Here is a 22763-nt window from a genome sequence, read left to right on the forward strand (position 1 = left end):
TCGATCCGTTCTTTTACAAAGGTATGACAGATCTAACGCGAGGCAATTAGTTGCCGACGAAAGACTTGGTGTCGACGCCGATGGTCTTGTACATGGCGCGGACATAGTCATATTTTGCGTCTTCAACGGAAGACAGGAAGAAACCACCTTCGTACTTTTGGTTGTCATCACCCTTAAGAACAGCGGCCATCAGCTCTTTGCCATTTTCAACGAAGGCCTTTTTGACCTTCTCCAGAGCAGCCTTGTCCATATCTTTACGAGCAATCAGAATGTCGTTTGGCAGATCACGACCACGAGCCACAACGGTGAAGGACACACCAGGGAAAGCCTTGCGGATTTTCTTCAGATGTCCGTCATTCATGCCAACAGCCTGAATGTCACCACGAATCAAGGCTTCAACAGCAACATTTCGGGAAATGATCTGCGCATTATAGTCGCTGCCATAATTCAGACCGAAATCAGCCAAAGTCTGTGCAGGGCCAAGATGCTGAGAGGTGGATCCAACAGAACCGAAGGTAACGGTCTTGCCTTTGAGATCAGCAACGCTATCGATGGAGCCTTCGGTCAAGGTCACGATCTGCGCATAATAGTTCGGACGCTGCCAAGCAACGACGATCTCTGCATCGGTCAGTTCCTTGATGACCACATATTCAGCCGGACCGGTCAGAACCAGATCAGCCTTGCCCTGATTGATGGCTTCGACGGCCGCGGTGCGGGAAGAAACAGGATAAAGCTCGATTTCCAGACCGGTGGCTTTTTCCAACGCGCCTTCAAAAGCTGCAAATTCCTGCTGCAACGCTTCCAGACCTTCAATGTCGGTGACGGCGAATTTGACAGGTTCGGCCATGGCGGTGCCTGCCATTAGCAGGGTTGCAGCGGCAGCGAGCAGTGAACGAGACATAGGACTCTCCCAGTTAACAAGTCTTGTGAATAGGCTCGATATTGTTTGCTGTATATACAGCATTGTCATACAAGGAACCTATAGTCCGCCCGTGTTACACGTTCATGACGGCTATGACGCAGTTTTGCGACAAGGCCGAGCGGAGAGAAAAAATCATGAATTCCTGGCTAGTAAAGGGCGGCGAGATCGTCTCGACCGACAATGTTCATCACGCAGATCTGATCATCGGCGGCGACATGATCGAGGCAATCGAAGCACAAGCCGAACCGGCACTAAAGCAAGATCGCATCTATGACGCGCGCGATTGTTTGGTCCTGCCCGGCATCATTGACATTCATGGCGATGCCTTCGAGCGCATCGTACAGCCGCGCCCCGGCCTGATGTTTCCTATGGATGTAGCCCTGAAAGAAGCCGACCGGCAGATGATGACCAACGGCATCACCACCGCCTATCACGGGCTGGCCATCAGTTGGGAGCCGGGCCTGCGCAGCATGCAGACGGCGCGGGACTTCATGAGCACGCTCACAAGCCTTGGGTCAGACCTGGCCGTGGATACCAAGGTCAATATGCGCTGGGAGACCTTTGCCTTTGACTATTGCGACGAGGTGATTGGCTGGCTGAAAACCGACCCGGCCCATATCCTTTCCTTCAATGATCACACCACCACCAATCTGGGTCACAAAATCCAGTCCAGCAAAATCGGGCGCCTGGCGGATCGCTGCGGCCTCACCCGCGAAGAGGCCGTTGCCATGCTGCATGAAGTCTGGGAGCGCCGTGAGGAAGTGCCCGCCGCCATTGATCGCATGGCAAGTGAGGGGCGTGCGCTTGGAACAAAAATGTTTGCCCATGATGAAGATGCCATCGAGGTCAGACGTCAAAATCGCCAGATGGGCATCAGCGTCTCGGAATTTCCCATGACGGAAGACACAGCCGATGAAGCCCGCGACCATGGCGAGGCCATCATTCTTGGCTCTCCCAATGTCTTGCGTGGTGGTAGCCAGAATAATGCCCTTGATGCCACCAGTGCTATCAAGCAAGGACGCTGCACTTGCCTTGCTTCGGACTATTATTACCCTGCCATGATGTTTGCCGCTTTCAAGCTGGTGGACGAACAGGCCATGAGCTTGCCCGAAGCATGGAAGCTGATTTCGCTGAATGCCGCCAAAGCCGCCGGACTGGACGATCGGGGTGCCTTGGAAGTCGGCAAGCGGGCCGATATACTTGTTGTCGATAAATCGAGCCGCCGCATCAAAGCCGTGTTCGTTGCGGGGCAAAAGGTATTGGAACATGAGTAAAAGACTGAATATCGCCAGCGTTGATCAAGATGAGCTGGAGCGTATTCGTGCCATCGCAGCCAAGCCCTATGGCAACAAGAGCCAAAGGGCCATCTGGCTGCAAATCTATGACCGCCTCTCCAATGCCTGCATCCATGGTCCGTTGAGCGCAGGGTCTCGCCTGCCCAGCGAAAATGATCTGGCCGACTTGTTTGATGTCAGCCGGGTCACCATGCGCCGCGCCCTCACAAAATTGCAGCAGGAAGGGCAGCTGCAAGCCCGCAAAGGTGTCGGCATCTTTGTCCGCCAGCAACCGACCCGTTATGCGATCAGCTCAAACATGCGCTTCATCGAAAGCCTCAATGTCGATGCCGAGCAGATCAAAACCCATACCCTTTCGCTATCCCGTCGCCCGGCCAGCATGAAAGCAATAGAAGCCCTTGGGCTGAAGCAGGACACAGAAGTGATCTGCCTGGACCGCATTCGCACGCTGAATGACGAGCCGGTCTATTTCACCACCAAGGAATTCCCGGCAGATCTCTTTCCCGATTTCGAAGCAGTATATGAGGCACGCCAATCGGTCGCTGATGTTTATCAGGCCCATGGCATCAAGGATTTCAAGAGAGTGGAGACGCGGATCTCGGGGGGCTTTGCCCATAGCAATGAGGCCGAGGCCCTGCAACTGACCCATCGCACACCATTGATGCGCACCAGCGCCATCAATAGCGACACCAAGGGCAAGCCAATCGACTTCAGTCTGGGCCGGTGGCCGCTTGCCAGCGTCGAGTTGATTTTCAACGAACAATAGCTTTTACCTATTCATTTTTAGAGATTAGAGCGAGTTCTTGTCCGAAAAGTTGCAGCACTTTTCGGACAAGAACTCGCTTCAAGAGGTTTATGACACGACACAAGAACTGACGATCAACGCGCGCCCCTATCCTCTGCCTGCTATCGGATGGCGCAGGTACGACAATTGATTTCCGACAGAATTTCATATGGAATTTCAATTACGTACATCTGTAGCGGTTGCAAACAATCTGCGATGAGTTGAAGCTTTTCTCCAGACAGAATGACTTCCCGCTCGGCTCCTTCATCCGAGCGCTCGTACCGGAGGCAAGAATGACCCACTCGCTTCGCAAATGCGGTCCTCTCCTGACCGCTCTTCTTTTCCTGATCGCCACCACAGGCGAGACATTCGCCCAAGGCTGGACGACAAAAACCGCCCGCAATCCGGCAGGGGGCATCAACGCCCTTGGTTGGGTGAGCAATGGTTTTTCCAGAATTACCCTTTATTGCGGCAATGATCGCTCACGGATCCGCATCACCTTTGAAGAGCTCCCCATGCCTGCCTCCATGAAGCGGCAGGACAAACGCGCCAATTTCGTTCTTGGCATGGACTTGGGCAATGGCAAGATCCGCAAGGTGCGCATTCCAACCTATTATGTTGCAAGTGAAGACACATGGCTGGGCCATGTCATGTTCAGCTACCCGCAACTGGAATCTTTTGGCAAAGCCAAACGTTTTCTGGTTTATCGCCCGAACGGCTCCATCGCCAAAACTTTCTCGGCCAAGGGCTCTTTGAAGTTCGAAGAAAAACTCCACGAAGCATGCTACACCTGACAGGTTTGGCAACAAGCCTTTCACAAACCCAATCAAAAGCCGAGCTATCACTGCTTGTCTTTTCGCGTTCAGGTTGACCTATGCAACCTCGATTACTAGGCTCAGATCTCCTCATGATTTGGGATCAAAGACATGAAGCTGATAAAGCCAAGCATCGATCATATTTCAGCCTATAGTGATGCGCTTCAAAGAGGCTGGTCACCAGAAAACCTGCGTGTCGAAGCCGGGCAGGAACAGCTCGATAAAATCTCAAAAGACGCCGAAACCTTCGTGGCCAATCTCGATGACCCTACAGCAAAGGGGGGACCTATCATCTTGCCAGATGGTTCGCAGGTTTCACGCCTGCCAAGCATTCGTCGCTGGATATGGGACGATGACTTTTGCGGCCATATCAGCCTGCGATGGAAGCAAGGAACGGAAGAGTTGCCCTCAACCTGCTCCGGCCACATAGGCTATTCCGTCGTCCCTTGGCGGCAGAGAGAAGGACTAGCCACAGCGGCTCTTGTCGCTCTTCTGCCCGAAGCCAAGGCCGTGGGGCTGCAATATGTCACCATCACCACGCATCCCACCAATCCTGCTTCTATCAAAGTGATAGAAAAGGCGGGCGGCACGCTGATGAAAAGCTATGTGTCCGATAGTGCTCTTGGTGGACAGGAAACGCTGGAATTCCGCATCTCTTTGACAGATTGACCAGCTTGAGCGGTGATTCTGCAAGCCTTCAAACTTAGGCTCCGAACGCCAGACGGACGAGGCTGGAAAGGCAGATGGCGATCAAAAGCCCCAAACAAAAACGGCGATAATAGATCTGCAAGCTAGGCCGGAATGCCCAAGCCCCAAGAAAGACACCTGCCAGTGCGAAGGGAGCCAGGATCATCCCTCGGACGATGGCGGTTTCGGTCATAACACCATACAGCACCATATGGCCCAGTGTTGTGAACATCCCGATGAACAGGAACATGGTCAGGGCTGCACGCATCTGTGTTGCCGGAGAGCGGCTCGCCAATACATAAAGCGCGACCACCATGCCACCAACGGACGCCAGGCCAGTGACAATCCCGGCAGTTGTTCCCACTACATAGCGCCCCGTTTTGTTTGTCAGAGCTGCTGGCATCGATCGGGAAAATTGCAGGAGAGTAAGCGTCAGGATTACCAGGACAGCGATCAACTTTGAAAGATCGGGCGAAACGGTCACAGTGGCCATCAAACCAAGGGGCATACCTATGAAGGATCCGATTGCGAGAGGCCAGACATGGCTCATGTCTGCATCACGCATGCCACCGCGAAACATCACCAGGCTGGCTGCGCTTTCCATCACATAGAGGATCGGAATCAGCTCAACCGGCGGCAGGATCAGTACAAGACAAGCCATGGCCACGGCAGAAAGACCAAAACCAGCAAAGCCACGCACGCCTCCCGCCAACAGCGCAGCACCGCAACAAATAGCCCATTCCCATTCTGATAGGCCGGCAAATAAAACAGCGTCAGACAAAGGACACCCCAATTGCATCAATCTGCGTTTTAGATCTTGTTTTAGAAATCCCGAGCCAGCCCTCTCCCCCTCCCAACCACCCGTCATGGTATCCTCGCGGACGGTTGGGAGGGGAGAGGGCTGGACATGCTCTTAAAAGTCTGATTCAGAGACTTTTAAATCGGGCAATTAGAATTTAGTCCGAACTTGCTACTGCGAGATTGCATTTGCAATGCGATTATTTGCAGATATATACTGCAAATATGCAGCTATCAAATTGGGATGATTATCGGATATTGCTCGCACTGGCCCGCGCGAAAAGCCTGAGCGGTGCCGCAAGTCTGCTTGGGCTCAATGCCACAACGATTTCGAGGCGGATCAAGGCTATGGAAAGTCGCGTAGGATCGACACTGATCACCCGCGACAAGCAGGGTTCCACATTCCTGACCCAACTTGGGCAAGCCATTGCCGATCATGCAGAGAATATGGAACAGCATGCCCATGCGGCGGATGCACTGATCGGTCACGAAACTCCGCTTAGTGGAACAGTGCGTGTGACGGCGGTTCCATTCCTTCTCAACCGCTTGCTCATGCCATGGCTCGCCGAGTTCTCTGCTGAACATCCGGGCTTGAATGTCAGCCTGATCCCCGACAGCAAAAATCTCAGCCTCTCCCGTCGCGAAGCAGACATTGCCCTTCGGTTTGGTGACCCGGAGGAAGGGGGAGACGCAGTTCTGGCACAAAAGATAGGAAGCGTTGTCTTTTCCGTCTTCACCGCAAAAACAAAAACCCAACTTGCCTATGAAGAACGTCCCTGGCTTGGTTACGATCCCATAGCAACGCACCTTCCGCAAGCCAAGTGGACACAGGACCTCGCCCAGCAAAATGGGGGGGTCTATTCAAACCTGCTGATGCATGATCTGGAAACCGCTTTCGAGGCAGCGCTTGCCACCAGAACGCGCGCTCTATTGCCTGTGTTGATTGCCCGCCAGGACTCACGCATGATCGAGCTTCCACTTCCCTCTGAAATACCCACCATGAAGCGCGACGTCTGGCTTTTGCGCAACAAGGACATGCGCGGTGTCGAACGCGTCGATGCCGCCATTGCCTGGCTGACCAACGCAAACATGTTTCAGTAGACCTATCTCCGAGAACAGATCCCTCAAAAGGCAAAAAGCCGAACCATCGCTGGTTCGGCTTTCAGTTGAATTTTTTGATCGCTTTTGTGTTAATTATCCCATTTGGGCAATGGATCATATCCAAGCTGCAGCAGCACGTGAGGAACATCGACAAAGACCCAATTTTCAATCAGCAAATCTCCTTCGCGCCGCCACCAATCACAAACCCGCATGAAAACACGCTCATGGCTTGGTCCCTGCCCGAGAAATGGCTTCACATTGATACCGGTGAGAGACGGCCAACCACCCGAGCAAGTGTAATTACCTTCGCCAAATCGCGTGAAATGCCGGGTAAGACCATTATTTTTCGAACCTCCGGACCATCCCTCGAATTGCGCCTCGAACGGCACCTGAAAGGATGCAAATTCCTCAACACCAATAAAAGTGCCAAAGGCTCCCGGCCCATACCACATCATATTCTTGTCCCAATAGGGTCGCCATTCCTCATCTGCTGTCGCCAATCGAGCCAGCATGTCCGTTACGATCTGATAGCTGCGCTGACCTTCTGCCGGATCCGCAGCTTCCCGGATAACTCCATCATGACTGGCAGGACCATGGATCAATCCTCGATAACCCGGCTTGACGCCAGGCCCCATATCCAGCGGCCATTGTTTGCAGGCGATCATCAGCTCCGGAATATCGAAATAGATATAACTCTCAACAGCCCGACCGCCTTCCATGTGATGAAATTCTCCATAGCGGAGATAGCAAAGGTCATCCGTCGGATTAAGGCCAATCCAGTCTTTGACAAACCGACCTACATAATAACCGGTTGAGCTGACCCAGGTCTGACCTTCAAACTGGCCAGCCATGACGATATCATCGCGCCGATAGAGACCTTCGAATGAACACTGAAGTGGTCGGACCACATCATCAGCATAGAATGCAGCACCCGTGATTTGATTGAACGGGTGCACGACGTTGATGGTTGCATCGGTTGCAAAAAATCGCATCGAGGCATTGGAAAAATCGCCGGGATGGCGCATGGCAGTGGCATAGGCCAAATAGGCCGCTCGATCATGATGGGACATGATTGTTCCTTTTGAATTGTGAGAATTTGAAAGACAGCACTCAGCCGGTACACGGACCAGCACGCATTCTCGCAAAAGGAATTCTGCCCGGGCGTTTTGAGCGAATAGCCAAAAGGCGCAGTTTTGCTCTGCGGCCTTTTGTCAAAACGGATTGCAAGCTAAAAACACCCATGCATCATCCGTACCTCAGATATCAGTTCCATGCAATAGGGGCAGCCAATAGCCGCCCCAATGCAAAAATGCACATCCCACCAAACAAAAAAGCCGAACCAGTGCTCAAAGGCCTTGGCTCGGCTTCTTTGGAAGTGATCTGGGATGGATCAGATACTTCAGCAAAAGGCTGGCGCTGAGAGACACCTGCCTATCCAACTAAACTTGGGACACGAGGGTCTCGCGGGATTTGCGCACTTTCTTCATTGGCAACAACCAGTCACCTTCATTGTCGCGATAGCCAAGAGGCAGCAACAGGACGGAACGCAAGCCGCGCTCTTTCAGTCCCAGAATCTCATCGACTTTCTCCGGCTCGAAGCCTTCCATCGGGGTGCTGTCGACTTCCTGCTCGGCGGCAGCGACCAGTGCCACACCAAGGGCGATATAGGCCTGACGCGCAGCATGGGCGTAATTCACCTCGGCCGGGCGCGGCAGATAATTGGCCTTCAGATTGTCATAATATTCTTTCGCCATCGGGATTTCGCCGCGCTCGTCATTCAGCTGATTGGTGACAGCGTCGATGCGATCTGCGGTGTAATTGTCCCAGGCGGCAAAGACCAGAAGATGGGAGCCATCATTGATCTGTTGCTGGCCCCAGGCCACTTCGCTGATTTTGGCACGCACATCCGGGTCACTCACAACAATCAGCTCAAATGGTTGGGTGCCGCTGGAAGTTGGCGTCATGCGGATCGCCTCGATGATAGCATCCACTTTTTCCTGTGGCACAGCTTTGGCCGGATCCATTTTCTTGGTGGCATAACGCCAGTTGAGATGATCCAGAAGCGACTTGTTTGTCATGTCTCAATCCTGTTGTAGAGCATAGGTTGTCGAAGCACGATATGTGCAGTATACATTTGTTACCGACTATCTAGTAAGAACCGAGAGATGTTGCAAGAAGGCACATTTTTGCGCCTCGGTTACACGGAGGAAACCGCATGAAAACTCAGGACCAATGCCCGCAATGCTCGCGCATCAATGAGGTGCTGTCCCGAGTGGGGGATCGCTGGAGCGTACTGATCGTGATTTCCCTGGCGCGCTATGGGACGCTGCGCTTCAATGAGCTGAAACGGAATCTTGGTATTTCCCAGCGCATGCTCAGCCGCACCCTGCGTGAGCTGGAACGCGACGGTCTGGTCAATCGCACCTATCATCCAACCATCCCGCCCAAGGTGGAATATAACCTCACTCCAATGGGCGAGTCCTTTCGCCAACCCGTGGAGATACTGGGCCAATGGGCGCTGGACAATATCACCAATATCGACGCCGCCCGCGAAAAATTCGAAGCCAATCATGCAGATGCCTAGCTTCAACATCAGGAGATTGATGACAAGGCACGTTTGTCATCCACACCGTCCGTCACGATCAGGCTCGTTTGGATCGTTGGAAAATAGGGCAATCTTATTGCCCTGAGGATCCCGAAGATAGCCAACATAAAAACGAGGTCCATATGCATCACGAAAACCCGGCTGTCCCTCGTCCGAGCCGCCTGCAACCAGCGCTGCGGTATGAAGCTCGCGAACCTGTTGTTGAGAGCCAGCCTTGAACGCAATCATCGCCCCATTCCCGGCCGAAGCCGGGTGTCCATTGAAGGGCGATTTGATGTAGAAGTCCGGCAGTGCAAAAGCCTGATCAGGTTGCTTGCGCAGCGTACAGCTTATGCCGTCAGAGCGTTCCTCCAGATCATAATCCAGCGCTGGTAAAAATGCAGAATAAAACCGCTTTGCACGAGCGATATCATCAACTCCGACAGTGACATAGGAAATCATACTTGCCTGTTCCTTTTTGAAAGTCCGGCTATGGCAACAAAAGAGATGAGCAATATTAGGATGTAAACTCATGAATTGGAAGAATTTGGCAGGAATAGAAAAACGTCCTATTCTTCAGACACCTTCTTGCTCCAAGCCAGCAGCAGGATCTGTCCTTATCTGCCTTCAAAGGCAAGCCGGATCCCGAGAAGCAGGAAGGCAGCTGAAAAGCTTCGCTTCATCCAGACAAGGATCGCAGGTCTTTGCTCGATATGGGTGCGGATATAGCCGGCAAAAACCCCATAACCCATGAACACGACGAAGGTCATGGCCATGAATATCCCGCTCAACAGCAGCATCTGCCCAAAAGGCGAAGAAGATTGGGCAGGCACAAACTGGGGAAGGAATGCCAGAAAGAACAGGGAAAGCTTCGGGTTCAGAATATTGATCAGAAAACCGGTAAGAGCTGTCCCGACGAGCGATCCCTTGTCAGCATCCCCCTCGAACTGGATGGGACCGTCTTCTTTCATGATCGACCATGCAAGATAGAGCAGATAGGCAATTCCGAACCATTTCACCGCATGAAACAACAACGCACTTGTATGCAGCAGGGCTGCCAACCCAAGGATCGCAGCTGTCATATGTGGCAGGATGCCAAAGGTGCATCCGGTAGCAGCAGCCAGACTTGCCCCCGCTCCGCGCGATAATCCCACACCAATCACGTAGATCACACCGGTACCCGGCGCTATGACGACAATGAAGGACGTCATCAAAAACTCAACCCACATGACCAACCCCTTTCACTTCTTGCGTACAATAGTCGGCATCTGGCGTCAGCAAGAGCGCAGTCTCGGGGAGAGTGCCAATCGCCTTTGACAGGATATCGCTCAGTTCCAAAGACAAGGCGTCGACATCCCGGGCGCTCTTTTCATGCAAGGCCTCGGCAACAATCAGCGCTTTGCTGGTAGTATGCGAAACCGCCGACAGCCTGCTTTGCCGGTTTGCCCATCGTCGGGCATGGGCATTGCCCTGATCATCGGCAAAAATGACTTCCCCAATATCGGGATTTTCAATCGCACCGGAAAAAGCGTGATATCGCTCGCTGCCATCCGCCTGTCTCACACAAAGATCACCCGCGACATGATCAAGATCGAACACAGCCACCGGAACAGCATAGGCGGCAGAGGCTGCATTGCACAGGTCGATAAGCGGATGCAGAGACGGTAACGCACCATCTTTTCTAAGGCGTCGCAGCAAAGCCTCAGAAGCACAGCGATATTGAGTTGGCTTGAGTCCCATCGCCGAATAAGCTCTGCGCCAGGCCTGTATTTCCACAAACACACCTTCCGTCTTCTCTGTCAGGCGTTGCGTTGCCCGCGCAGTAAGCCCAGCAACCGCAGCAGTCACATCAAGATCGGAATATATGTTTGTCGTTCGAAGGATCGCAGTTGAGCGATCAGGAAAAGCTTGCTGCATGAAACTGGAATAGGAAAAACGCATCACTCACCTCATGATTTTTAAAAACCATAGGTGAGCAATCTCCCCCGGTATTGAACAATATTGCAGATCAAGCGCATTGCCGGAAAGAAAAGCGTCCCGGTGTCACCCCCATTTGCCTCGCAAAGCTGCGCGTCAGATGGCTCTGATCGGAAAATCCACATGCAGAGGCAACATCAGCAAGAGAGGACCCTTTCAGGATCATCCGCTTTGCCCGTTTCACCCGGTGCTGGGTAAGATAGGCATGAGGGGTTGTTCCCAGTTCACGCGAGAACATACGCAGAATTTGATATCGACTGGTATCCGTAGCCATTGCAAAATCATTCAAAGATAACGACGCATCATAATGTTGGCGGATCATATCCAGCACCAATTGAACCTGACGGGAACAGCTGGAGCGTGCTGCCCGGGTTTGGGCGCCATTGCGGTGCAACAAGACATCAAGCGCCAATATCATCTGCTGTTCCACATGATCACGGTCCGCTCGCTCTGCATGCATGGCAGCGAGCGCATTGATGACCAGACGCGACGTCGCTCTGGATTGAATGACCGGCAGGGAAAATTCCGCAGCCCCAATCGGAATATCGGTGAGCTTGGAAAGCGCCGCTGGTGAGAGATACAACATGCGCCAATAGCGCGGACATCCCTTGCGGCCAATACCATCGTGCAACTCCGCGGGATTCACACTGATCACATCACCGCTCTGTGCTTCGACAAGGCCACGGCCACTCCAGCTATCCTGACCACCGTCCGCAATATATCCAAAGCCAAACTCGTCATGAGTATGCCTTGGAAAGGTGCGATCCGATCGGATAGAGATCGCATCAATACCTTCAATCACGGTTTGGTGGCGTATCGCTTTGTGCATGCACGAAATGCTATCAGAGATCTGACAGGTTCGTCTACAACCACCTTATTGGGATGTCTGGAAGATATCTTATTTGAAATGCTTCTGAATAAAATCAAGCAGCGCAATTGTAAGATCGCCGGATTTGTCCAGACTTGGCAAATGCGCGGCATCTTTTAACTCCAAACTGGAACAATTCACGATCCTTTGCGCAGCCAGGCGGGAACGATCCTTGATATGCGGGAAATCCAGATCACCCCAGATCATGAGAGATGGCACATAGCATCTGGTCACAATGGTGACCAGATGAATAACACATCTTTCGCACTCCATATGATAAACACTTCAAGAATACACCCTTTCCGCCATATCTCATCACGGCTGAAAGGATCCGCCATCAGAAGGAGCTGATAAGGTCTTCAAAACCTGCGCATGCAGCTCCCGATTGGCAGCGGATACGACCGCACCATCGGACGTCATGGACAGAGCTTGCCCATTCCAATCGGTCATGACCCCGCCAGCTGCCTCTACAACGGCCGAAACGCTGAGATAGTCATAGGGCTGAAGATCATAATCAATCACCACATCCACATGACCCGCAGCCAGCAGTGCATGCGGATAGCAATCATAGGCAAACCGGCGTGTCTGACCGATGCTCAACAAGCGATCAAATATCACAGGATGATCACGACAGATTTTTTCGCCCTCATTTATGTAGAGAATTGCATCATTCAGGCTCGTTTGGCCGGAGGTTTGAACAAGCTGGCCATTCAGGGTTGCGCCTTTGCCTTTTTGGCCCATGAAGATCTCGTTCAGAACGGGCATGCAAATGACCCCCAAATCCGGTTTACCATCCGTCAGATGAACCAGCAGGAAACCGAAAAGCGGATGCCCGGACAAGAAGGACCGCGTACCATCAATCGGATCGACAACCCACATATGGTCCTTTTTTCCGTCCTCCAGGCCATGTTCCTCACCCAGAATACCGTGATCGGGAAAATGAGTTTTGAGATAGCGACGCACTTCTGTTTCAACCGCCCTGTCCGCTTGCGTAACCGGACTTTCATCTGCTTTGAACTCGACCCCCAATGCCCCCCGGAAAAAATGCATGGCGGTTTTTGATGCCAACGCACTCATCGTTTCGGCATGATCAGCAATCGTCATCATGGTCGTCATCGCATTTCCTCAACTCATATCCGGCATTATATGGCATCTGCTTACCGCAATATTTCAAAAGACATCCGGTTCAAGAAGGCAGCCTAAAAGTCTCAATTAGAGACTTTTAGATTTGGTACTAAGACTTGACGCGTTCCATCTTTGGATCATAGAGCGGGTGAAGAGTAACCGCACAGGGCACGCGCTCGGTTGCAACCTCAAGCTCGAACTCTCCCGACGTCACAAAATCCGCATCCACCCCATCCGGATGGCGCACATAGCCATAGCCAATGGACTTGTCGACGGTATATCCGAACCCGCCGGAGGTCAGCCATCCAACCCGCTCACCATTGCGGTAGATTGTTTCCCGCCCAAGCAAAATGACCGAAGGATCAACGGTAAAGCATGCCAGCATCTTTTTGACACCTTCAGCCTTTTGCTTCTCGGCTGCAGCCCGGCCCTTGAAATCAATGGCCTTGCGCAGCTTGACCGCCCAGCCCAGACCTGCCTCGAACGGCGTATGATCAGGTCCGATATCAGAGCCCCAGGCACGATAGCCTTTTTCCAGTCGCAAGGATTCGATGGCGCGATAACCGGCATTCACCAGTCCATGCTCCTCCCCCGCACGCATGAGCGCCTGATAGACCGTCTGCGCATATTCGACCGGAAGATGCAGTTCCCAGCCCAGCTCTCCCACATAGGTGACACGAAGCGCCTGAACCGGGCAACCGGCAATGCCAATGGTACGGATAGTGCCAAACTTGAACCCATCATTGGACACATCATCCCGCGTGACCTGTTCCAAAATCATCCGGGCATTGGGGCCCATCAAAGATAGAACAGCGTTTGATGAGGTGATGTCGAACAGCTGACAATTCATGCCTTTTGGGATATTCCGGCTGATCCAGTCAAAATCATGGGTAGCAAAGCCTGTACCGGTGACAATATAGAATTCATCCAGAGCGACACGTGCAACGGTCAGATCACATTCAATGCCACCATGATCGTTCAGCATCTGCGTATAAATCAGTGATCCAACCGGCTTGTCGATGTCATTGGCACAGATCCAGCTTAATGCTGACGTTGCATCCGGACCCTTCATCGCAAATTTGGCAAAGGATGTCTGATCAAACAGAACGGCTGCTTCACGGGCGGCCTTATGCTCACGTCCCACAGCCTCAAACCAGTTTTGCCGGCCAAAGCTATAATCGTCCTTGGGGCTCTCTCCTCTGGCGGTGTCCGCAAACCAGTTCGGGCGTTCCCATCCGAGCTTTTCGCCAAAACAGGCCCCTTGCGAGGCAAGAATGTCGTAAAGCGGCGATTTGCGACAGGGTCTTCCGGAATTATTCTCCTCATATGGCCAGGCCATGGTATAATGCTTGCCATAGGCTTCTACTGTTCTGGTGCGTATCCAGTCAGTATCGAAATGCGGGCGACCAAAGCGGCGTATATCCGCCGACCAGAGATCGAAAGGTGGTTCACCCTTATGCACCCATTCGGCAAGCGCCATGCCTGCCCCACCACCGGCTGCAATACCAAAGGCATTAAAGCCTGCACCAACAAAGAAGTTACGCAATTCCGGCGCTTCCCCAACAATGAAGTTGCCATCGGGTGTGAAGCTCTCCGGCCCATTGGTCAACATCTTGATACCTGCAGTCTCCAGCGCCGGAACGCGACCCAGCGACAATTCCATCAGCTGTTCGAAATGATCGAAATTGCTGTCCAGCAAGGAATAGTGGAAACCCCGGGGTATGCCATCGACCGCCCACGGAATGGGATTGGGCTCGTACCCACCCATGACAAGACCACCGACTTCTTCCTTGTAATAGGTCAAACGATCAGGATCACGCAGTGTCGGTAGGGTCGAGGTGACACCTTCAATAGGTTCCGTCACCATGAACTGATGTTCCATTGGCACCAGAGGGACATTCACACCAAAACGCTGGGCAAAAGTCCGGGTCCATTGCCCGGCACAGCAAATGACTTTCTCGCACTCGATGCGACCATCTTCAGTAATGACAGCACGAATTTTGCCATTCTCGATTTCGATATCCGTGACCTTGGTATCCTCGAAAATCCTGGCCCCGGCCATACGCGCGCCCTTTGCCAGCGCCTGGGTAATATCCGACGGGTTCGCCTGGCCATCAGTCGGTAGAAAAGCCGCTCCGACCACATCGGAAATATCCATCAATGGCCACAATTCCTGCGCCTCCTGCGGTGTCAGAAGTTCCATCGGCAAGCCGAAACTGTGCGCGGTCGTCGCCTGTCTCTTGACCTCGGTCCAGCGTTCCTCGTTGCAGGCCAAACGCAGACCGCCATTCATTTTCCACCCGGTACCAAGTCCGGTTTCCTCCTCGATCTTGTTGTAAAGATCGACCGAATATCCCAGCAACTGGGTGATATTGGCGTTGGAGCGCAATTGACCGACAAGACCCGCCGCATGGAAGGTGGTGCCCGATGTCAGCTTCTTGCGTTCCAGCAAGACGGTATCGGTCCAGCCGAGCTTGGCCAGATGGTAGGCAGTCGAGCAGCCAATGATGCCACCGCCGATGATTACAGCCTTTGCGGTAGAAGGAAGTTTAGTCATTTCAATCCTCAACTCATTCGAAATTCATCAAGAGCGGCTCGAAAACCGGACAGGTTTTCCTCGGTATAGGCCGCATAGTCAAAATCGATCCGGGACGTTATTTCCGAAACCATGCTCCACATCGTCTCGCGCAGAAGTGAAGCGCATTTCATGGCCGAATAACGATGGCGCAGTTCATCACCCACCGGTCCTTCGAAATAGCTTTCCAGAAGCCATTCTTCCTGATCAGGAGCAAGCCCGTTATTCGAAGCCAATCCGCCAAGATCGAACAAGGGACTGTTGAACCCGGCATAGTCGAAATCGATCAGCCATAAGCGCTTGCCGTCATCCAGGATATTGCCACTCAGCAGATCATTATGACCAAAGACAATATCGAAAGGACCAGCCGCCGCCTCCAGCATGTTCGCCGCGTCCAGAAGTTGCCCGAGCAATGGGACATGCACGGAATTCCGCTCTTGCAAGGTTGATGCATAGTCCCGGATCACATGAAAAACCCAGAAAACCAGCGCAGGCCCTTTCAGATATTTCGGCACCTCTGTATGGCACCGTTTCACCAGTTCAAGCACACGCGGCAACATATCCGCAGCACGAACATCTTCGGGACGAAGTGTACGGCTTTCGACATATTCCAGAACGGTCAGATTGCCCGAAGCATGAAGCACCGCAGGAGACAATCCTGCGCAATGGGCAGCACGAGAGGCCGCCAGCTCGTTGAAACGCATGACCTGATGCAGCGGAATGTCATCCCCAACTCGAACGACATATTTGCTGACATCGTCTTGAACCAGATAATTCTCATTGGTAATTCCACCTGTCAGCGGTTCGATGCTGATCTGCCCATTCCACAAGGACAAAGCGCCAATTTGGGAGTGCAACTCTGCTTCAGTCATGTGTCATCTCTCCAATCCAAAACGCTCACGCGCACCTCTGGCTCCGGCCTTTACCAGACGGTCCGCAATGATAGCGATGAAAGCAATTGCAAGCCCCGCCACCAGTCCACGGCCGATATCCGCTTTTGTCAGAGCGATATAAACTTCCTGCCCCAGATCCCTGGTTCCCACGAGCGCAGTAATTACCAGCATGGACAGTGCCAGCATGATGGTCTGGTTCAGGCCCAGCAAGATCTCCGGCAATGCCATGGGAAGACGTATGTGGCGAAGCAATTGCGCTTTGGTGCAACCGCAGACCTGACCAGCTTCGATCAATTCCTGCCCCACACCACGAACACCGTGGGCGGCATAGCGCACAGCTGGCGCCAAGGCATAAAGAACAATGGCTATCATGGCCGCAAAGTCCCCGACGCGGAAAAGCATCACCACAGGGATCAGATAAACAAAGCTGGGAAGGGTCTGAAGCGTATCGATGAAAAGATCAATCACCACACCCGCACGCTTGTTCAGTGCAGCCAGAATACCCAGCGGCACACCAATCAGCGTTGCCAATATCACCGATGCGCCACACAGATAGACCGTCACCATGGCCTTTGTCCAAAGGCCACTCAGGGCGATCAGCGCGGATAGACCACCACATAAAAGCGCCAGTCGCCAGCCGCCAGCACGCCAGCCAAGGAACGTCAGCAACGCAATGGCAACAGGCCATGGAATACCAAGCATGACGCGTTTGATCGGCAACATGAACCAATGCAGAAAGAACACTTTCAAGGCTTCGAACAGGTCAAAGAAATTCACGTTCAGATATTTGATCGTGTCGTTCCAGAATGTTCCTGTGGTCAATATCTGTCCGTCTGGGTATTTCAGCAAGAAAGGCGCGAATTGCCCCAAAAGCCAGGTCACCAGAAGAAGACCGACAACCAGAATAGTGCGCTTGTGGCGGGAAAACCACGAGCCTGTGGCGGCCTTGTGAATCTGTCCGACGCGCTTTTGCATGGCATGGCTTAGCCGGTCTATTGCAATGGCAAGAACCACAATGGCAATACCGGCTTCGAAGCCAGCACCGATATCCAGCCGACGCAACGCCGCCAGAACATCAAATCCAAGTCCACCCGCTCCGATCATCGATGCGATGATCACCATATTGAGCGTCAGCATGATAACCTGATTGACCCCGACCATCAGCGTAGGGGAGGCCGATGGCACCAGGATGCGCCACATCAATTGACGCTGGGTAGCACCGGTTATGCGTCCGAAATCCACGATTTCCGGGTCCACCGCCTTCAGTGCCAGAATGGTAACACGCACCATCGGCGGCGTGGCATAGATGATGGTTGCCACAAGAGCCGAAACCGGCCCAAAGCCGAACATGAACAGGATCGGCACCAGATAGGCAAAAATCGGGATCGTCTGCATCAAATCAAGGATCGGCGACAAGATCCGCTCACCCACGGGATGGCGATAGGCCCAGATACCGGTCAGCAAACCGCCGACAGCACCGATTGGAACAGCAATCACAACCGAGGCCAGCGTGACCATGGCGCTATCCCATTGCCCGAATATGGCCAGATACAAAAAACAGGTTCCGACCAGCGCCGCCAGACCCCAATCCCTGCAATAATGACCCAGCGCAATCACCGCGGTGGTGACCACAATCCAGCTTATGGCAGGCAGGATTGTCTGTACATCAGCCCCCTGCCCAACAGTAAAGCCAGTAGCAAGCAAGGCCAGAACAAAATCATAGGGTTGTTCGATCAACCAGGCCAACGCCCGGGTCAGATCTGTAAAGGAAAGAGGTCCGATTGCTGCATCTTCAACAAGCCATTTCATCCCTGCGGAAATATAGGTGTTGAACTTGATGATCCATGCCGAAGGCACCTTGATGAGCCAGCGGGCATCCAGCCACTTGGCCAGATCCCGTCCATAAGTCCCCAGGATCACCGTCAACACGATAAATCCGGGCGTGATCAGGGACCGCATTTCCATACGCCAGTTCATGCCGGAACATCCCCGCCAAACAATATATGGGCGATGGCCATACGGTCTATGGCCCCTATGATAGTGCTGGCCTCGTCCATGACGGGAACCGGTTTTTCAGCCGCGATGACACGCTCTGCGACCTCAGAAATCCTTGCAGCCCTTGGCAAGGGTTCTCCCTCACCAACCATATCCGGGTTCATCAGCTGACCAACGGTCAATACTTTGGAGCGCGGGATGTGTTTTGTGAATTCGGACACATAGTCGGTCGCAGGATTAAGGACCAGATCCTCCGGTGTTGCCACCTGAATGACCTCACCATCTTTCATGATGGCAATCCGGTCCGCCAGACGTACGGCCTCCTCGAAGTCATGCGTAATGAAGACGATTGTCTTGTGCAATCGCGCCTGAAGGCTGAGAAACTCGTCCTGCATTTCGCGACGGATCAGCGGATCCAGAGCTGAAAAAGGCTCGTCCAGAAACCAAAGATCCGGCTCGGTCACAAGCGAACGTGCAATGCCCACACGTTGCTGCTGACCACCAGAAAGCTCGCGCGGATAATTGTCCTCACGTCCCTTCAGGCCAACCAGTTCGATGACCTCACGCGCCTTGACTTCGGCATCCGGTTTGGACACCGCCTGTATGGTGAGCGGGAACATGACATTTTGCAAAACACTCAAATGAGGAAGAAGAGCAAAATGCTGAAATACCATTCCCATCTTGTGGCGGCGTATATCGATCAGTTCCTCTTCACTGGCACGCAGCAAATCGACGCCATCGAAAATCACCTCGCCTCCGGTCGGTTCGATCAATCTGGACAGACAGCGCACAAGGGTCGACTTGCCCGAACCAGACAAGCCCATGATGACAAAAATCTCACCTTCGGCAATGTCGATATGTGCATTACGCACGGCACCGACCAGGCCCGCCGCATGGATATCATCACCACTTGGGTCTTCAGTTTTTTTCAGAAATGCTTCCGGCTCCGCGCCATATAGCTTCCACAGGTTCCGGCAGGACAGCTTAATCCGGGATGTCATCAAATGGGCTCCGCTTTCCACGCCCAGACGAGCGGGGATCGGCTAATGGATCGGGTGAAAAGAGGTCCCGGAACCTGTCGGTCCCGGGTATATCTTCTTATTTCTTGATCCAACCGGACCAGCGATCCTTGTTGGCATCCATCCAACCGGAGACAACCTTGTCGATATCAACTTTTTCCAGATCCGCCTGCCCGACCATTGCGCTCATCTCGTCATTGGAAACACGGTAAGCATCGATGATCTTGTAGGCACCTGGCCATTTTTCCTTCAACCCGGACCATGCAGCCTTCCAGATTGGACCACGCGGTTTGCCGCAATCATAGGCCATGTTCGGGTTCACACCGACTGACGGATCCGAATAGCATTCCGGCGAATAAGGAGGGAATTCAACAAATTCACCCTCATATTTGGTTGGTGCCCAATGAGGGACATAGACCCACAGGATAATCGGGGCCTTGCGCTGATAAGCCGATTCCAACTCCGCAAACAAAGCCGCATCGGTACCAGCATGAACGACTTCGAAATCGAGTTCCAAAGCTTCTACCCGCTCATCATCAAAGCCACCCCAGGTAACCGGTGCGCCGACATAGCGACCAAGCGGTGCTGTTTCGGTGGTCGCAAATTCTTCGGCACATTCCTTCAAGGCTTCCCAGTTCGGCAAACCCGGGCAGCGTTCTTTCATATAGGAAGGATACCACCATTCTTCGATAGCCATCAGACCGGTCTCACCGATGGTGACAACCTTGCCAGTGGCCGTGGCTTCATCCATAGCTTCCCGACCAGTGGTCTCCCAGATCTCCATCGCCAGATGCAGATCGCCATTTTTCAGTCCGGCAAATTGCGCAATATAGTCAGCCTGAACATATTCGACATTATAGCCAGCCTCTTTCAGGATGGATCCCATGATCTTGGTGTTGATCAACTGACCGGACCAATCATGCAGTGTCAGCTTGATTGGATCGGATGATTCCACAGCGCCCGCAGCCGATATGGAAGTCATCATCGCAAGAGCCATCACGCTCGATTTCAATGCTCGCATTTCTCTCTCCCCTTTGATGTGGTATTTTTAGCTAATTATTTTTATTTATGACAAAAGATCCCATATTCAGAAAATTTGTCAAGTTTAACCACAAAAAGCCACAAAAAAGCTTATAATAAAGGAATATACGAAGCGGAAATCGTCAGAAGATGTTGCTAAATGTGGATTTCCTGTTACAGATGCCGCACATTCGCGACTTACAAACTGAGTGTCGATCATGTCAGCCAAGACAACAAACCAGCGAGAAGAAGAAATCCTGCGAGCGCTTTATCGTGCAGGTGGCTCTTGCCGGGTCCGCTTTCTGGCAAACGAACTCGGTGTGACCTTCGAAACGATACGCCGAAATCTCAGAACGCTTGAAGAACGCAACATCGTGCGCAAGGTTCATGGGGGCGTTCATCTGGTTGAGGAAATTCTCGAACCGACCTTCGAAAGTCGACTGGACAAAATGGTCAATAGCAAGGAAAAGCTTGCCAAGGCTGCAGTCGAGAATATCAGCGATGGCGATTCCATTTTCCTCGATATCGGCACCACCACGGCCTATGTGGCGATGGCCCTGAAAAACCATAGCGATCTGTTTGTGGTGACCAATTCCGTCTTTGTGGCAAGCACGTTATCGACACGCAACAACAACAAGGTTTTCATGGCTGGTGGCGAATTGCGTCCCCATGATGGCGGGGCATTTGGTGTGGAAGCCCAGGATCTCATCCGACGCCTCAATGTCAGATTCGCAATCTTGTCGGTCGGTGCAATCAATGCTGACACCGGCTTCATGCTTCATGACCTGCAGGAAGCCAATCTTGCCAATATCGCCATTGAAAACGCCCAGGTCCGGGTCATTGTTGCAGATGGTGAAAAGCTGGGAAAACGCGCACCGGTTGCCCTGCAGGATATCAGCAGGATCGATTTGTTTGTTACCGACCGTCAGCCACCACGCAATATCCAAAAAATGCTCGAAGAAAACGAAATCGATTTGATTGTTGCCAACGAAAACCAGCCCCAATCCTAGGTTGAGAACCCATTCATCAAGCAAATTCCGCGGGGATAATTGATGGGGCCTGAGCCTAATACCAACGAGTGAAAAGCACCCTATGAATTATCGTTTTCCCTCGTTCGTATGAGACACACGCGAAGCAAAACTTGTCAGATAGTCTCTGATTGATGACCGGTTTGAAGGCTCTGCCAAAATCGCCGAAATCTCTTCCGGTGACAGCTTCATCAGCGCAAACCGAAGAAAATCATCTTCACAAAAATTCTCGCTGACGGTCGAAAGCACAAGACGAAGCTGGGCCAGCATGTCATCGCCCCGATGAGAGGCATGCATAAGTGCAATAGGCTTTCCGACAATCTCATCACGGGACACAAGCCAATCGATTGCATTTTTCAACCCGCCGGGAATGGCTCTTACATATTCGGGACTGGCAATGATCAATCCGTCATGTTCGCGGATCATGGTCACAAAAGACAGAACGGACGCTGACAATGGCTTGGTTTCGGCATCAGGAGAAAAAACGGGAAGATCGGCCAAAGCAGAAAAAACCCTGACCTGATGATCAGGACAGGCGATTTTCGAGACAGCATTCAGCATGGCGGTGTTGGTCGATGCAGCTCGACTGCTGCCGGAGATCGCGAGAATTTTCATGTCTTTTGCTAGGATGATTCGTATAGTCTGACAACAATCGTGTCGAACGGCGAGTGAAGCGGTCGGCATTTTCAAGATCGTCAACTCGGAATTCATCATGAAATTTTCAGGAAAATGCCTTTGCGGTGCAATCACATATGAAGCCGAGGGTTCACCTCTTGTGGTCGCGCAGTGCCATTGTGATGAATGCCGCCGTCTGAGCGGCACAGGGCACACCATTGGCGCCATGTTCCCCTTCACTTCAGTCACCTTGAGGGGAAGTGTGAACACGTTCAAATACAGATCCGCAAAGGGATCAGAGGTTACGAAGGCCTTTTGCGCAACCTGTGGCAGCCCCATATATGGAACCAATTCCCAGACGCCTGACCATCTTACATTGACATTGGGATCCATGGATGATGCCAGTGATCTGAAAATCGAAGTGGTCATCTTTGAACGCGACAAACCCCACTGGGATGAGTTGCCCGAAGATGTCGTCTCCTTCAAAACCCAACCAGACTGGAAACCGGAAAATCAGGACATAAACTCATAAATGAGCTGAATTTGACAGGGCAAATTTTTCTGCTCACAAGAAGTAAAGAGTGCCTTCAATATGGTTCCTTTTCAAACTCTTACGACGTGGTGAGCAGGAACAATCGCTCTATCCTTTGGACGACGACAAT

The 22763-nt window shown here is 52.5% G+C and carries 24 protein-coding genes; 8 read left to right on the plus strand and 16 right to left on the minus strand.

Going from position 1 to position 22763, the window contains the following annotated elements; all coding sequences use genetic code 11:
• Window positions 1-46: 46 nt before the first annotated feature.
• Window positions 47-901 carry a PhnD/SsuA/transferrin family substrate-binding protein gene (locus tag CRO57_RS11440; RefSeq protein ID WP_097153578.1) on the minus strand — a complete coding sequence of 285 codons (855 nt, stop codon included), beginning with the start codon at window positions 899-901 and terminating at the stop codon, window positions 47-49.
• 155 nt (window positions 902-1056) lie between these two features.
• Between CRO57_RS11440 and CRO57_RS11445 the strand changes: the two genes are divergently transcribed.
• From CRO57_RS11445 to CRO57_RS11460, 4 genes are all read left to right on the plus strand, one after another.
• Window positions 1057-2196, plus strand: a complete 1140-nt coding sequence (locus CRO57_RS11445) for an alpha-D-ribose 1-methylphosphonate 5-triphosphate diphosphatase (RefSeq protein ID WP_170956061.1) — start codon at window positions 1057-1059, stop codon at window positions 2194-2196.
• Entirely contained in the window at window positions 2189-2983 is a 795-nt protein-coding gene (gene phnF, locus CRO57_RS11450) for a phosphonate metabolism transcriptional regulator PhnF (RefSeq protein ID WP_097153580.1), read from the plus strand. Before CRO57_RS11445 ends, phnF begins: the two co-directional genes overlap by 8 nt.
• A gap of 311 nt (window positions 2984-3294) precedes the next feature.
• On the plus strand, window positions 3295-3795 hold the full coding sequence (locus tag CRO57_RS11455) for a hypothetical protein (protein WP_097153581.1): 501 nt from the start codon (window positions 3295-3297) through the stop codon (window positions 3793-3795).
• 132 nt (window positions 3796-3927) lie between these two features.
• Window positions 3928-4485, plus strand: a complete 558-nt coding sequence (locus tag CRO57_RS11460) for a GNAT family N-acetyltransferase (RefSeq protein WP_097153582.1) — start codon at window positions 3928-3930, stop codon at window positions 4483-4485.
• A 34-nt stretch (window positions 4486-4519) separates the two neighbouring features.
• On the opposite strand, the gene CRO57_RS11465 is transcribed toward CRO57_RS11460, so the two are convergent.
• Window positions 4520-5284 (minus strand): sulfite exporter TauE/SafE family protein, encoded by a 765-nt coding sequence (locus CRO57_RS11465; protein ID WP_210200849.1) that lies wholly within the window; start codon window positions 5282-5284, stop codon window positions 4520-4522.
• A gap of 242 nt (window positions 5285-5526) precedes the next feature.
• Here CRO57_RS11465 and CRO57_RS11470 point away from each other — a divergent pair, with 242 nt between their 5' ends.
• Complete coding sequence (locus tag CRO57_RS11470; protein WP_097153584.1) at window positions 5527-6402, plus strand: LysR family transcriptional regulator; 876 nt, start codon at window positions 5527-5529, stop codon at window positions 6400-6402.
• Between the two features lie 89 nt (window positions 6403-6491).
• On the opposite strand, the gene CRO57_RS11475 is transcribed toward CRO57_RS11470, so the two are convergent.
• Window positions 6492-7472: a hypothetical protein gene (locus tag CRO57_RS11475; RefSeq protein WP_097153585.1), complete on the minus strand. Its 981-nt coding sequence runs from the start codon at window positions 7470-7472 to the stop codon at window positions 6492-6494.
• Window positions 7473-7841: 369 nt separating this feature from the next.
• Window positions 7842-8480, minus strand: a complete 639-nt coding sequence (locus CRO57_RS11485; RefSeq protein WP_097153587.1) for an NAD(P)H-dependent oxidoreductase — start codon at window positions 8478-8480, stop codon at window positions 7842-7844.
• Window positions 8481-8617: 137 nt separating this feature from the next.
• Here CRO57_RS11485 and CRO57_RS11490 point away from each other — a divergent pair, with 137 nt between their 5' ends.
• Window positions 8618-8986: a winged helix-turn-helix transcriptional regulator gene (locus CRO57_RS11490; RefSeq protein ID WP_097153588.1), complete on the plus strand. Its 369-nt coding sequence runs from the start codon at window positions 8618-8620 to the stop codon at window positions 8984-8986.
• Window positions 8987-9022: 36 nt separating this feature from the next.
• On the opposite strand, the gene CRO57_RS11495 is transcribed toward CRO57_RS11490, so the two are convergent.
• The 11 genes from CRO57_RS11495 to CRO57_RS11545 form a co-directional block, all read right to left on the minus strand.
• On the minus strand, window positions 9023-9448 hold the full coding sequence (locus CRO57_RS11495; protein WP_097153589.1) for a VOC family protein: 426 nt from the start codon (window positions 9446-9448) through the stop codon (window positions 9023-9025).
• Window positions 9449-9603: 155 nt separating this feature from the next.
• The gene (locus CRO57_RS11500; protein WP_097153590.1) at window positions 9604-10215 is read right to left on the minus strand and encodes a LysE family translocator; all 612 of its coding nucleotides are present in this window, start codon (window positions 10213-10215) and stop codon (window positions 9604-9606) included.
• Complete coding sequence (locus CRO57_RS11505; RefSeq protein ID WP_097153591.1) at window positions 10205-10927, minus strand: B3/B4 domain-containing protein; 723 nt, start codon at window positions 10925-10927, stop codon at window positions 10205-10207. Before CRO57_RS11505 ends, CRO57_RS11500 begins: the two co-directional genes overlap by 11 nt.
• A gap of 67 nt (window positions 10928-10994) precedes the next feature.
• A complete protein-coding gene (locus CRO57_RS11510) occupies window positions 10995-11792 on the minus strand; it encodes an AraC family transcriptional regulator (RefSeq protein ID WP_097153592.1) in 798 nt (265 codons plus the stop codon).
• Between the two features lie 69 nt (window positions 11793-11861).
• Window positions 11862-12104: an alpha/beta fold hydrolase gene (locus tag CRO57_RS11515; RefSeq protein WP_097153593.1), complete on the minus strand. Its 243-nt coding sequence runs from the start codon at window positions 12102-12104 to the stop codon at window positions 11862-11864.
• Window positions 12105-12146: 42 nt separating this feature from the next.
• Complete coding sequence (locus CRO57_RS11520) at window positions 12147-12947, minus strand: inositol monophosphatase family protein (RefSeq protein WP_097153594.1); 801 nt, start codon at window positions 12945-12947, stop codon at window positions 12147-12149.
• 118 nt (window positions 12948-13065) lie between these two features.
• Window positions 13066-15513 (minus strand): GcvT family protein, encoded by a 2448-nt coding sequence (locus CRO57_RS11525; RefSeq protein ID WP_097153595.1) that lies wholly within the window; start codon window positions 15511-15513, stop codon window positions 13066-13068.
• Window positions 15514-15521: 8 nt separating this feature from the next.
• On the minus strand, window positions 15522-16403 hold the full coding sequence (locus CRO57_RS11530; RefSeq protein ID WP_097153596.1) for a choline/ethanolamine kinase family protein: 882 nt from the start codon (window positions 16401-16403) through the stop codon (window positions 15522-15524).
• A gap of 3 nt (window positions 16404-16406) precedes the next feature.
• Window positions 16407-18401, minus strand: a complete 1995-nt coding sequence (locus CRO57_RS11535) for an ABC transporter permease (protein WP_097153597.1) — start codon at window positions 18399-18401, stop codon at window positions 16407-16409.
• A complete protein-coding gene (locus tag CRO57_RS11540; RefSeq protein WP_097153598.1) occupies window positions 18398-19420 on the minus strand; it encodes a quaternary amine ABC transporter ATP-binding protein in 1023 nt (340 codons plus the stop codon). Before CRO57_RS11540 ends, CRO57_RS11535 begins: the two co-directional genes overlap by 4 nt.
• 97 nt (window positions 19421-19517) lie before the next feature.
• Window positions 19518-20459, minus strand: coding sequence for an ABC transporter substrate-binding protein (locus CRO57_RS11545; protein WP_097153599.1), 942 nt, complete (start codon window positions 20457-20459; stop codon window positions 19518-19520).
• Window positions 20460-20676: 217 nt separating this feature from the next.
• On the opposite strand from CRO57_RS11545, the gene CRO57_RS11550 reads away from it, so the two are divergent.
• Window positions 20677-21468 carry a DeoR/GlpR family DNA-binding transcription regulator gene (locus CRO57_RS11550; RefSeq protein WP_097153600.1) on the plus strand — a complete coding sequence of 264 codons (792 nt, stop codon included), beginning with the start codon at window positions 20677-20679 and terminating at the stop codon, window positions 21466-21468.
• Between the two features lie 87 nt (window positions 21469-21555).
• Here CRO57_RS11550 and CRO57_RS11555 read toward each other — a convergent pair whose 3' ends face one another.
• Window positions 21556-22101: an NADPH-dependent FMN reductase gene (locus CRO57_RS11555; RefSeq protein ID WP_097153601.1), complete on the minus strand. Its 546-nt coding sequence runs from the start codon at window positions 22099-22101 to the stop codon at window positions 21556-21558.
• Window positions 22102-22198: 97 nt separating this feature from the next.
• Between CRO57_RS11555 and CRO57_RS11560 the strand changes: the two genes are divergently transcribed.
• Entirely contained in the window at window positions 22199-22633 is a 435-nt protein-coding gene (locus CRO57_RS11560) for a GFA family protein (RefSeq protein ID WP_097153602.1), read from the plus strand.
• Window positions 22634-22763: the final 130 nt, after the last annotated feature.

The sequence above is a fragment of the Cohaesibacter gelatinilyticus genome (assembly GCF_900215605.1).
Lineage (GTDB): Bacteria > Pseudomonadota > Alphaproteobacteria > Rhizobiales > Cohaesibacteraceae > Cohaesibacter > Cohaesibacter gelatinilyticus.